This window comes from Paenibacillus sp. FSL H7-0323, assembly GCF_038002725.1.
Taxonomy (GTDB): domain Bacteria; phylum Bacillota; class Bacilli; order Paenibacillales; family Paenibacillaceae; genus Paenibacillus_AQ; species Paenibacillus_AQ odorifer.
Map to the genome: position 1 here is coordinate 4,331,595 of NZ_JBBODB010000001.1, position 13,284 is coordinate 4,344,878.

Below are 13,284 nucleotides of genomic sequence, written 5' to 3' on the forward strand. Positions count from 1 at the left end.
GTTGTGAGCCCAATCAACTCTTTCGTCGTGAACGTTTACAATAGAAAGTCCGTTAACTGCTTTAGAGATGAGATAAATTGAGCAGTGAATTGGAATTGGAATTCAGAACTTAGAACTTAGAACTTAGAACTTAGAACTTAGAACTTAACATTCTAGGCTCGAAAGTTAGGGTTTTAATGAATTAGGGAAATATTCCCTAAAATTGATCGATTATCAGGGAATTCCTCCCTAAAAATCATTAGAAAACCGGCTATATGAGTAAATTCACCCGATAATTAGGGAGGTTTTCCCGGATTTCACCTTTTATGATCTAAAAACTCAGGTTTTCAGGGAGGTTTTCCCTAATCTAATAAACAGTTATTTGATAGAGTGATATGAAGGATTAATTATTCGGTTTTCAAGGAACTTTTGACCCTAATGTTAATCACTTACCCGTTAACCCTATCAACAGAATACTCCTCATTGAATCTTACTACGAACATGTCCTACATATGCCTATCTTGCCTATTATTAAATCCATTTTTTCTATAGAATTCGTATAACTTTTGCTAGAAATATCACATCATATATCTATGAGCCGTCTTTCGTATAATTACCGGATAATCCTACCACGCCTTAAATGGCCTTGACTCCATTCTAGAGGACGAGATTAGCTGTTCGTTGTTATTTGTTAGATATTTTCCCTGTGAAAATTATTGCTTACAACCTACAATAAAAGCCCCGGCAAGATACCGAGGCCTTATTATACATAGGTTATATTACTTACCGTTTATTTAGAGGGTTTCCGCCGTCTCAAGCATAAGCGCTTCGGTCCGCTCTGTATCACGAATCAGAACCGGCTTCAGATACTTACCTGTGTAAGACTCTGTGACTGTAATGATCTTCTCCGGTGTCCCTGTTGCCAGGACGGTACCACCGCCGCTACCACCTTCCGGTCCCATATCGATGATATAATCCGCTGTCTTGATTACATCCAGATTATGTTCAATAACAAGAACCGATTCTCCGGAATCCACCAAACGATGCAATACCTCAAGCAGACGACCAATGTCATCTACATGCAGGCCTGTTGTAGGCTCATCCAAAATATAAAGTGTTTTACCCGTGCTGCGACGGTAGAGCTCAGAAGCCAATTTTACCCGCTGTGCTTCACCACCGGATAAAGTGGTTCCCGGTTGACCAATCTTAATATACCCAAGTCCTACATCCATCAATGTTTGCATTTTACGATGGATACGCGGGATATTTACAAAAAACTCTGTTGCGTCCTCTACCGTCATCTCTAACACATCTGAAATGTTTTTGCCTTTATATTTCACTTCTAGTGTTTCCCGGTTATACCGTTTGCCCTTACATACTTCGCAAGGGACATACACATCCGGCAAGAAGTGCATCTCAATCTTAATGATCCCGTCTCCACGGCAAGCTTCACAACGTCCGCCTTTTACGTTAAAGCTGAAGCGTCCCTTTTGGAAACCACGTACCTTAGCCTCATTTGTCTTGGAGAACAGGTCACGGATGTCATCAAATACACCTGTATAGGTTGCTGGGTTGGAACGCGGTGTCCGGCCGATTGGCGACTGATCGATTTCAATAACCTTATCGAGATTTTCTAGTCCACGAATTTCTTTATGCTGACCAGGACGCACCTTCACAGCCTTATTCAACTGCCGTGCCAAACTCTTGTAAAGAATCTCGTTGATAAGCGAGGATTTACCGGAACCCGATACACCTGTCACCGCTGTAAATACACCTAATGGAATCTTCACATTCACATTTTTCAGGTTATTTTCTTTAGCACCACGTATTTCTACCCAGCGATCATCGGTAGGACGGCGTTTAGCGGTAACCGGAATAAATTTACGTCCGCTTAAATATTCACCCGTTAATGAATTCGGATCTTTCATAATCTCTTCTGGCGTCCCTTGAGCCATAACTTGTCCACCATGAATACCTGCGCCCGGACCAATATCAATAATGTAATCCGCTGCCATCATCGTGTCTTCGTCATGCTCTACAACAATCAGCGTATTGCCTAAATCACGCATATGCGCAAGCGTAGAGATCAGGCGATCATTATCTCGTTGATGCAAACCAATACTTGGCTCATCCAGAATGTACAATACACCCATGAGACTTGAACCGATCTGAGTAGCCAACCGAATACGCTGCGCCTCACCACCGGAAAGCGAACCCGCTGCACGGCTAAGCGTCAAATAATCCAAGCCTACATTCACAAGGAATCCAAGCCGATTGCAGATCTCTTTTAAAATGAGATTGGCGATGGCTGTTTCTTTTTCGCTCAATTTTATCTCTTCAAACCAATGCTGACAGTCTCCTATTGAAAGGTCCGTAACATCAGAAATATTATGATCATTGATAGTCACAGCTAATATTTCCTTTTTCAGACGTTTACCTTTACATACATGACATGGCTTAGCACTCATAAATCCTTCGATAAATTCACGAATACCATCCGAAGCAGTTTCACGGTAACGCCGCTCGAGGTTAGGTATAATCCCTTCAAAAGCAACCATCGCATCTTTCTTTTGACCGAAATCATTTTCATAACGGAAGCGGACCTTCTCACTGCCTGTACCATTCAGTAATTTATTCATATGATCAGGTGTCAGACTGCTTACCGGAACGTTCTGAGGGATTTTAAAGTGTTCACAAACCGACTTCAGAAATTGCGGATAGTAATTAGAAGTACTTCCAGTCCAAGCTAAAAAAGCACCTTCTTCAATGGATTTCTCAGCATCAGGAATAAGCAGGTCTGGATCGACCACCATCTTCATGCCAAGTCCATCGCACTCTGTACAAGCTCCAAACGGACTGTTGAAAGAGAACATCCGTGGTGCCAACTCTTCAATACTAAAACCACAAATTGGACAAGCAAAGTTAGAGCTGAAAAGCAGCTCTTCCTGGCCGATGATATCCACAAGGATTTTACCGCCCGAAAGCTTAAGCGCCGTCTCCAGTGAATCCGTCAGCCGGGTCTCCACATCGTCTTTAACAACGATCCGGTCTACCACAACTTCTATTGTATGTTTTTTATTCTTTTCTAGTTCAATATCCTCTGACAGATCTCTTAGCTCCCCGTCCACACGCACACGTACGAAGCCTTGCTTAGAGATATCTGTGAAAAGTCCTTTATGCTCACCTTTACGTCCTGAAATGATTGGCGCCAGGATCTGTAACCGAGTTTTCTCTGGATACTGCATAATCCGGTCTACCATCTGTTCAACGGTCTGGGAGGTAATCTCAATGCCATGCTCTGGGCAATGGGGATGACCAATACGTGCAAAGAGCAGCCGCAAATAGTCATAAATCTCCGTAACTGTACCTACCGTGGAGCGTGGGTTCCGGCTTGTTGTCTTCTGATCTATAGATATCGCCGGGGACAAACCATCAATCGAATCCACATCTGGTTTCTCCATTTGTCCCAAAAACTGACGTGCATAAGCCGACAAAGATTCAACATAACGCCGTTGTCCTTCAGCATAAATCGTATCAAATGCAAGCGATGATTTACCTGAGCCGCTAAGTCCCGTCAGCACGACGAAACGGTCACGTGGAATCGTCACATCGATGTTTTTGAGATTGTGCGCCCTCGCGCCTTTAATTACAATATTTTCGTTCGCCAACGGAACCTCTCCTTTTAAAAAAACTATTTCAACTTTATTTCAAAATATTCTCAAAGCCTTTTCAAAGCCTTTCGATCCCTCCCAAACCCTCCCTTCCAAGGGAGGGCCCCAAGGGTTGCACCCTCTGGACACCCGCATTTTCTGGAGAAGGAGTATGGTGGGACGTAACTTAGTGACTACAATGCTCAGAGCGCTTATCCCTACGGGACCGCTTGGACGTTAGCGCACTAACTAAAGACAGGTACATGCAACTGTCATAAACGTTGCATGGTGCTGTCCCTGCGGGATACGCATAAGTGCCAAGTTCATTGCATGGTGCTGTCCCTGCGAATACGCATAAGTGTCATAAACATCGCGGGATACGCGACCCTCTATTGATTCAAAAAGAACGGTCTAGGACAGCACCGTTCAATACCTATTTTAAATATCGGTGATACATTAATAGTTTATTACTCAGCCCGAAGCTCCAGCAATGCGTCGCGTAGCTCTGCCGCGCGTTCGAATTGCAGGTTCTTGGCAGCGTCCTTCATTTCAGCTTCCAGACGCTGGATCAGACTTTGTTTTTCTTTCTTATTCATCTTGCCACCAACACCTGTGAGATAATCAGCTTTAGACTCAGCAACCTTCGTTGCCTCGATGATGTCACGCACTTTTTTATTAATAGTGGTTGGGGTGATGCCATGTTTCTCATTATGGGCAATCTGAATGGCGCGACGGCGCGATGTTTCGCTCATCGCCTTCTCCATCGAATCAGTGATCCGATCACCATACATGATTACACGACCCTCAGAGTTACGAGCCGCACGGCCAATCGTCTGAATTAGTGAACGTTCGGAACGAAGGAACCCTTCTTTATCGGCATCGAGAATTGCAACTAAAGATACCTCCGGTAAGTCGAGACCTTCTCTCAGGAGGTTAATCCCTACCAGTACATGGAACGTACCGAGACGAAGATCCCGCAAGATCGCCATCCGTTCCAGCGTCTTGATGTCAGAGTGCATATAACGAACCTTAATCCCGATTTCCTTAAAGTAGTCTGTCAGATCCTCCGACATCTTCTTCGTCAAAGTGGTAACGAGTACACGTTCATCGCGTTCAACCCGGTCACGGATTTCGCTAATCAGATCATCAATCTGACCTTCTGTAGGACGGACCTCGATGATTGGATCCAATAGACCAGTCGGACGGATAATCTGCTGCACCATAGTTTCGCAGTGTTCCATTTCATAAGGTCCAGGTGTCGCGGAAACGTAAATGATCTGGTTTACTTTATCTTCGAACTCTTCGAACTGAAGCGGACGGTTATCCAGTGCAGAAGGCAGACGGAAACCATGCTCTACCAACACTGTTTTACGCGCCCGGTCACCGTTATACATCGCCCGAATTTGCGGAAGGGTAACATGGGATTCATCTACGACGATTAACATATCATCAGGAAAATAATCCATTAACGTATATGGAGTTGCTCCCGGTTCCCTGAAGGTTAGTGGCCCGGAATAGTTCTCGATCCCCGAACAGAAACCCACTTCCTTCATCATTTCAATGTCGTAACGTGTCCGTTGTTCCAAACGTTGCGCTTCCAGAAGCTTGCCTGCGTCACGAAGCACGGTCAGCCGCTCTTCTAGCTCCCGTTCAATATTGACTATTGCTACACGCATCGTTTCTTCCTTGGTAACAAAGTGAGAAGCCGGAAAAATGGCGACATGATCGCGTTCACCGATCAATTCGCCCGTTAAAACATCTATTTCAGTGATCCGCTCAATCTCATCCCCAAACAATTCAACACGAATCGCATGTTCACCCTGAGAGGCTGGGAAGATCTCAACCACATCACCACGTACGCGGAATGTTCCGCGTACAAAATTGATATCATTGCGCTGGTATTGAATATCCACCAGTCTGCTCAGAATCTCATTGCGCGGTTTCTCCATCCCAACCCGCAAGGACAACAGCAAGCTTCCGTATTCCATTGGTGAACCGAGACCGTAAATACAAGACACACTCGCTACAATAATAACGTCACGCCGTTCGAACAAGGAGCTTGTCGCGGAGTGGCGAAGTTTATCAATCTCTTCGTTAATACTGGAATCTTTCTCAATATAAGTATCGGAGGAGGGAATATACGCCTCTGGTTGGTAATAGTCGTAGTAGCTGACGAAATAGTCTACCGAATTATTCGGGAAAAACTCCTTAAACTCACTTGCCAGCTGGGCAGCCAGTGTCTTGTTATGCGCAATAACCAGCGTGGGGCGATTTAATTTGGAAATAACTTGCGCGACAGTAAAGGTCTTCCCTGTACCTGTCGCTCCCAGCAGCGTCTGGTGCTTCTTACCCTGCCGGATGCCTTGTAGTAATTCATCTATGGCATGAGGCTGATCGCCCTGGGGTGTATACTCGGACTCCAATTCAAAAGTCTTCGTACTGACGACAATATCACTCATTTGCCCGTCTCCCCTCTATCGTCTAAACTAGATTAATATATTATAATTGTTGTCTGAATCTTCTCTCTCCATACGACAGTAAAAAATATGGAAGATAAGAATATGTGTTCCCGTTCATTATACAGTGTTGCTTAGATCGATGCAAACCATAATACACAGAAATGTTAGGAGCTTGAAGCATGGATATTACCGCAATAATCGGCCTAGTGGCCGGACTGGCTGCGCTAATCGGCGGCTACCTCTGGGAAGGCGGAAGCCTTTCCGGACTGCTGCAGCTTAATGCAGCTTTGATTGTATTTGGAGGTACGATTGCCGCCGTAATGATCAGCTTCCCGGCAGCTAAGCTACGCTCCATTCCCGCCGCTCTGCGCATGGCTTTTGGCCGCAATCCTGAACGTGATGAAGAGAAAGCAGAAGAGCTTATCGCAATGGCCACAGTGGCCCGCCGCGGCGGCGTTTTAATGCTCGAAAAACAAGCGGAACTGCATCCTGATCCTTTTACACGCGAAGGACTGTTGCTTATCGTCGATGGCACTGACCCTGAGCAGGTAATACAGATTTTGGAATTGGAAATGGATGCGAAAGAATTGAAGCATGAAAGCTACGCCAAGATTTTTGAAGCCGCTGGCGGATATGCTCCAACGATGGGGATCATCGGTACAGTTATGGGACTCATTAGGGTACTGGGCAACCTTACGGACCCATCAAATCTAGGTACCTCTATCGCAGTAGCGTTCACTGCAACACTGTACGGAGTAGCCATCGCTAATCTAATATTTTTACCCATTGCTTCCAAAATCAAATCCCGCAGCCAAAGTGAGCTGCATAGCATGGAGATGCTGCTAGTAGGCATTCTTTCTCTACAGAACGGGGATCATCCGCTGCTGGTGCGTAAAAAACTGAACTCCTTCATTTCAGACACCACCACAGATGACCGTGCAGAAGCAAGAGGTTTTATATGAGACAAAGAGACCGGCGCAAACGGCGGGTAGAGAATCGAGAAAGCCGTGATCGTTGGATGATTACTTACGCTGATCTAATTACACTTTTACTTATATTTTTCGTTATATTGTATGCGATGAGCAGCCTGGACACTGACAAATATAATATCGTGACCGGCTCTTTATCCCAGACTTTCAAGTCGAGCAGCACTGTTCTTGAAGGCGGGGATGGTATTTTAGATGCTGGAAAGACCCCTGACAACAAACCAGAGAGTACAGATGGGAATGCGAACGCAACTGCAAAACCAAATGACGGTTCTGATGAACAAACGGAGAATGAAACACCTTCAGCACGGGAGTTGGCTTTTCGAGAACAAGAGGCGAAGCTTGCTGAGTTAATGGGTGTGATCACCCACTATGTGGAGGAGAATAAACTCGGTGAACAAATATTTGTAGCCGACAAACCGCAGGGCATAGAAATCACGCTCAGCGACCGTTTTCTTTTTGATGTGGGTAAAGCAGATGTGAAGTCACCAGCCCTTCCTGCTCTTCAGCAGTTGTCTGGCTTATTCAAAGATATCGGAGCAACGATCAGCATTGAAGGACATACGGATAATACACCAGTGTCATCAGCTTCACGTTATAACGACAATTGGGAGCTATCGGGTGCTCGCGCGCTTTCTGTGCTGCGCTTTTTCTTAGATAATGAAGGACTGAACCCGGACACTTTTCAATATGCAGGTTATGCCGATACCCGACCAACAGCAGATAATACTACGGTAGCAGGCAAACAGAAAAATCGACGCGTAGAGATCATTGTACTTCGACAGCTTCAAGAGGTGGAATAAAATATAGTTGCTTGCGCTCAGAGCTAAGTTCGGCGGCAGGGGCCTTTGCAATTACCACATTGAGCTTACAAGGGACTTCATCCAATTTAATTAGGGAAAACCTCCCTGATTATTCACCTATTATCGTATCCAATCGCGGAATGAGGGAATTTCTCCCTGATTATTACTCTTTTTAGTCTGAAATAGTGGTTTTACCGAGATGATAGGGAGGAATTCCCTAAAACCCTAACTCTCACGCTATAATCGTCTAAAATGAGGGAGGTTTTCCCTAATTCCATACTCCACTAGACCCTCAAACCACTCGATTGGGTTTACGAATACTCGCACAATCCACATAAGAAACACAAACAGCAAGTCCCCGAATCACAGAAACTTGCTGCTAAAAATATCACACTTGATCAGACTATTTTCCGTCCCCGATTTCCAATTATTCAGCAACTAACGCGCTATAACCAGCTGCATCTAACAGACCTTTTACAGCATCAGCATACTCTCCATCAACTTCAATCTCAAAAATCCAACCCCCGCCATACGGCTGATCATTGATAAGCTCCGGACTAGCTTCTAATCCATCATTCACCTTGGTAACCGTCCCAGAGACGGGCGAATACAACTCCGATACCGTCTTAACGGATTCGATACTGCCTACGCTGTCACCGGCCGAAATGGTCGATCCTACCTCAGGAAACTCAACAAATACGATGTCGCCTAATAAATGCTGAGCATGGTCCGTAATCCCAACACGTACTACTCGTCCTTCTACTTGCTGTGCCCATTCATGCTCTTCGCTGTAAAGAAGGTTGTCTAATACTTCACTCATTTCAAGCCGCCTCATTTCCAATTTGGAGTTCTAAATTTAGTTATAGCCTAAGTTATCCCGGCTCACAATGTCAATATTACTAACAGGAAATTTAAATTTGTCATTTTTTCGACGTTTTCTTGTTGACAGCGCCCGACTATACCCGTTTAATGGAGACATACAAGAAGAAATGACGTTGTCGTCTTTTTATAGACAATAACCGTTTCTCGAAGAAATATAATTGCGGATGATGGCATAGGGAGAGACTGTCTCACTTGAAGACGGCGCCGAAGGAGTAAGCCCTAACAGGGGTGAATCTCTCAGGCAAAAGGACCTTTGTCGGACGTATCTCTGGAGAGCATCAGACGCAAGGCTAGATGCGTCAGATCACCAACGGGGAAACCTGCAAGCTAGTTACGGCAGGGTAACTCTCAGGTACAACGGACAGAGCAGAAAGCGATTTGTGCATTTATGCATGATTGCTTCTGCCTGTCCTTTTTTCGTATGTAATCAGATCAAGGGGAGTGACGACATGGATGCTTTGAGAAGAACACCTTTTTATGATCTCTATTCCGCTTATGCGGAGTCCAGGTGCATTGACTTCGGTGGCTGGGAGCTGCCAGTACAGTTTACAGGTATCGTGAAAGAGCACGAAGCCGTTCGCCAGCAGGCTGGGCTGTTCGATGTCTCGCATATGGGTGAATTCATGGTGATTGGGAGCGGTGCAGAAGCCTTTTTGCAAAAAATGACAACCAATGATGTCAGCCGCCTCACGGATGGTGCGGCACAATATACGCTGCTCTGTTATCCAAATGGCGGAGTTGTCGACGATCTACTCGTGTATCGCCTAAGCGAAGGGCGTTATATGCTCGTCGTTAATGCCTCCAACATCGACAAGGACTTCCAGTGGCTGCAAGAGCATTTGACCTCTGAATTCGGCGAAGTCACGCTCACTAATGTCTCTGACGAGACGCTTTTGCTCGCCTTGCAGGGTCCTCTGGCAGAGACCATTCTCGCGGAAGTTACTGATGCCCCTATTTCAGCACTCAAGTCTTTCCATTTCATCGAACGCGCTACCGTTTGCGGTGTAGAGGTACTTATCTCCCGTACGGGTTATACCGGTGAAGATGGCTTCGAGATTTACGCTCCGCTGGAAGGTGCAGAAACGTTATGGAACGGACTGCTTGCAGCAGGCGCGCCCCACGGATTAACACCTGCTGGACTGGGTGCACGGGATACCCTGCGTTTTGAGGCGAAATTACCATTGTACGGTCAGGAGCTATCTGCTGACATCACCCCGCTTGAAGCAGGAGTACAGTTCTTCGTGAAGCTGGACAAAATAGACTTTATCGGACGCGATGCACTAATACAGCAAAAAGAAGCTGGCATTCCCCGTCGCCTTGTCGGCCTAGAAATGATTGATCGAGGCATTCCACGCTCCCATTATCCTGTTTGGGCAGATGGGGTTAAGATTGGTGAGGTCACAACCGGAACGCAGTCCCCTACGCTGAAACGTAACCTGGGGTTGGCTTTGATTGATGCTGCTTACAGTGAAATAGGCACAGAGGTTTACGTGGAGATACGCGGTAAGCAGCTTAAGGCTGTAGTGATTAAGGCCCCTTTTTACAAGTATAAACGCCTTTAGCGTCCATATAAGGACGGTGAGCTTTTAAGCGAGAAATAGAAGGATAAAGTATAGCGTGAAAATTGTACTTTCTTATATTTTAAAAAAGCCAAGGAGTGAAACCTTAATGAAGCACCGTTATCTGCCCATGACAGAACAGGACCGCGTAGAGATGATGGAGACCGTCGGGATTCAGTCTATAGATGAGCTGTTCTCCGATATTCCTGAAGCGGTACGTTACCAAGGCACTATGCCGATGTCTGAACCACTCGATGAATACGCCCTGCTGCGCCACATGAAAGGTTTGGCTGACCAAAATGCCGACTTTGATTCTCACGCCAGCTTCCTCGGCGCCGGATTATACGATCATCACATCCCTGTGGTCATCAACCATGTCATTTCCCGTTCTGAATTCTACACTGCCTACACTCCTTATCAACCGGAGATCAGCCAAGGTGAGCTGCAAGCGATCTTCGAATTCCAATCCTACATTTGCGAACTAACCGGTATGAAAGTTGCCAATGCCAGTATGTATGATGGCGCTACAGCTTTATCCGAAGCAGCGGTTCTCGCGGCTGGTGCTACCAAACGCAAAAAATTAATCGTCTCCCGTACCGTTCATCCTGAGGCTCGCCAAGTGCTACGTACTTCGGCTAATGCTTGGGGTCTGGAGGTGGTGGAGATTGACTATAAAGACGGTGTTACCGATCAAGCTAAACTTGCTGAAGCTATCGATGGTGATACTGCCGCAGTACTGGTGCAATCGCCTAACTTCTTCGGCAGCATTGAGGATCTTCGCTCGGTTGAGCCGCTGATTCACGCGGTTAAAGGTCTTCTTGTAGTCAGCGCCAACCCAATAGCTCTTGGTGTACTTGAAACTCCGGGCAAACTTGGAGCCGACATCGTAGTCGGTGATGCTCAGCCACTCGGTATTCCAGCTTCTCTCGGGGGTCCAACTTGCGGATTCTTTGCCGTAGCTGATCACCTGATGCGCCGCATGCCAGGCCGGATCGTTGGCCAAACGGTAGACCGTAACGGTAAACGTGGCTTCGTTCTTACACTTCAAGCGCGTGAACAGCATATTCGTCGTGAAAAAGCGACATCGAATATCTGCTCCAATCAGGCACTGCTGGCTCTCTGCGCATCCGTCTACTTGTCCGTTATGGGCAAAGAAGGCATGCGTGACGTAGGCGAACTAAATATTCGCAAAAGCCATTACGCTGCTAATAAACTTAGCGGACTAACAGGTGCTGAACTTGCCTTCTCCTCCCCATTCTTTAACGAATTTGTTGTGAAGCTTCCTGAAGGCAGCAGCGTGACCGCTATTAATTCTAAGCTGCTGAAGGACGGTTATCTCGGCGGTTATGATCTGGGTCGTGATTATCCTGAACTTGCTGGACATATGCTGGTTGCCGTAACGGAAAAAAGAAGCAAAACCGAAATCGACCAATTCGCTAGCGCACTGGAGGGCTGTTTATGAAACCGGAGCAAAGTCTAATTTTTGAATTAAGCCGTCCCGGCCGTTCGGCCTATTCTTTGCCACTATGCGATGTACCACAGGAAGAAACCTTGGAGTCTCTGATTCCATCAGGTTTACTCCGTAGCGAACCCGTCGTACTTCCAGAAGTATCGGAAGTGGATGTCATTCGCCACTACACTTCTCTTTCACGTCGTAACTTTGGTGTAGACAATGGCTTCTATCCACTCGGTTCATGCACGATGAAATACAATCCGAAGATTAACGAAGATGTTGCCCGCTTCTCCGGCTTCGCCAAAATTCATCCCTACCAACCGGAAGAAAGTATTCAAGGCGCACTGGAATTAATGTATACCCTGCAAAATGATCTGTCCGCGCTGACGGGCATGGATGCTGTATCCTTACAGCCTGCCGCAGGTGCGCATGGTGAATGGACCGGCCTCATGATGATCCGCGCCTACCATGAAAGTCGCGGCGAGACCCGCACTAAGGTTATCGTGCCGGATTCCTCGCACGGAACCAATCCTGCTAGTGCCTCAGCAGCAGGACTTGAAACGATCACGATCCCTTCCACAGATAAAGGAATGGTCGATCTTGAAGCACTGAAGGCAGCCGTCGGTAGCGACACAGCCGCACTAATGCTGACTAACCCAAGCACACTCGGCTTGTTCGAGACCCAAATCGTCGAGATTGCTGAGATCGTGCATGAAGCAGGGGGCTTACTCTATTACGATGGAGCCAACTCCAATGCCATTATGGGCATTACCCGACCTGGCGACATGGGCTTTGACGTTGTGCATCTGAACTTGCATAAGACAATGAGCACCCCACATGGCGGTGGCGGCCCTGGAGCCGGACCAGTCGGCGTAAAATCCATCTTGATTCCATTCCTACCACAACCTACTGTGGTGAAGAATGAAGATAGCAGCTTCTCACTTCACTTCGGTGGTCCTGAATCTATTGGACGCGTGAAAGCTTTTTATGGAAACTTTGGTATTCTGGTTCGTGCCTATGCCTATATCCGCACCTATGGTCCAGACGGACTGCGTGAGGTATCCGAAAATGCTGTGCTGAATGCGAACTATATGATGCACCGTCTGGCGCCGTATTTTGAAATCCCATATCCGGGTGTATGTAAGCATGAATTCGTTATGTCCGGCAAAAACCTCAAGCAATATGGCGTGCGCACCTTAGACGTTGCTAAACGATTGCTCGACTTCGGCTACCACCCGCCAACCGTGTACTTCCCTCTGACTGTTGAGGAATGCATGATGATCGAGCCGACGGAAACCGAAAGTAAAGAAACGCTAGACGGTTTCATCGATACGATGATTCAGATCGTTAAAGAAGCACAGGAGACACCGGAAATCGTAATCAACGCACCGCATACTACAGAGATTAGCCGTTTGGATGAGACACAGGCTGCGCGTAAGCCGGTTTTGAATTGTTCTTGCGGTTAATATTTCAATAATAAATCGAGTAGGAGGGGGCGGCGAGCCCCCGGCCT

8 protein-coding genes and 1 riboswitch are annotated in these 13,284 nt (G+C 46.6%); of the genes, 5 read left to right on the forward strand and 3 right to left on the reverse strand.

The window, feature by feature from the left end; translation table 11 throughout:
• Nucleotides 1–773: 773 nt before the first annotated feature.
• Both uvrA and uvrB read right to left on the reverse strand, forming a co-directional pair.
• The gene (uvrA, locus tag MHH89_RS19710; RefSeq protein WP_076137311.1) at nt 774–3,647 is read right to left on the reverse strand and encodes an excinuclease ABC subunit UvrA; all 2,874 of its coding nucleotides are present in this window, start codon (nt 3,645–3,647) and stop codon (nt 774–776) included.
• A gap of 449 nt (nt 3,648–4,096) precedes the next feature.
• Nucleotides 4,097–6,088, reverse strand: a complete 1,992-nt coding sequence (gene uvrB / locus MHH89_RS19715) for an excinuclease ABC subunit UvrB (RefSeq protein WP_036678623.1) — start codon at nt 6,086–6,088, stop codon at nt 4,097–4,099.
• Nucleotides 6,089–6,267: 179 nt separating this feature from the next.
• On the opposite strand from uvrB, the gene MHH89_RS19720 reads away from it, so the two are divergent.
• Nucleotides 6,268–7,050, forward strand: coding sequence for a flagellar motor protein (locus tag MHH89_RS19720; RefSeq protein ID WP_076282453.1), 783 nt, complete (start codon nt 6,268–6,270; stop codon nt 7,048–7,050).
• On the forward strand, nt 7,047–7,877 hold the full coding sequence (locus tag MHH89_RS19725; protein ID WP_076282452.1) for a flagellar motor protein MotB: 831 nt from the start codon (nt 7,047–7,049) through the stop codon (nt 7,875–7,877). Before MHH89_RS19720 ends, MHH89_RS19725 begins: the two co-directional genes overlap by 4 nt.
• Before the next feature lie 427 nt (nt 7,878–8,304).
• Here MHH89_RS19725 and gcvH read toward each other — a convergent pair whose 3' ends face one another.
• Nucleotides 8,305–8,697, reverse strand: a complete 393-nt coding sequence (gene gcvH / locus MHH89_RS19730) for a glycine cleavage system protein GcvH (RefSeq protein ID WP_036678614.1) — start codon at nt 8,695–8,697, stop codon at nt 8,305–8,307.
• A 226-nt stretch (nt 8,698–8,923) separates the two neighbouring features.
• Nucleotides 8,924–9,022: riboswitch (glycine riboswitch) on the forward strand.
• Nucleotides 9,023–9,208: 186 nt separating this feature from the next.
• Between gcvH and gcvT the strand changes: the two genes are divergently transcribed.
• The 3 genes from gcvT (at nt 9,209) to gcvPB (ending at nt 13,237) form a co-directional block, all read left to right on the forward strand.
• On the forward strand, nt 9,209–10,321 hold the full coding sequence (gene gcvT / locus MHH89_RS19735) for a glycine cleavage system aminomethyltransferase GcvT (protein ID WP_076282451.1): 1,113 nt from the start codon (nt 9,209–9,211) through the stop codon (nt 10,319–10,321).
• A gap of 106 nt (nt 10,322–10,427) precedes the next feature.
• A complete protein-coding gene (gene gcvPA, locus MHH89_RS19740) occupies nt 10,428–11,780 on the forward strand; it encodes an aminomethyl-transferring glycine dehydrogenase subunit GcvPA (RefSeq protein WP_076282450.1) in 1,353 nt (450 codons plus the stop codon).
• Entirely contained in the window at nt 11,777–13,237 is a 1,461-nt protein-coding gene (gene gcvPB / locus MHH89_RS19745; protein ID WP_076279168.1) for an aminomethyl-transferring glycine dehydrogenase subunit GcvPB, read from the forward strand. The genes gcvPA and gcvPB overlap by 4 nt, the downstream gene beginning before the upstream one ends.
• Nucleotides 13,238–13,284 lie beyond the last annotated feature (47 nt).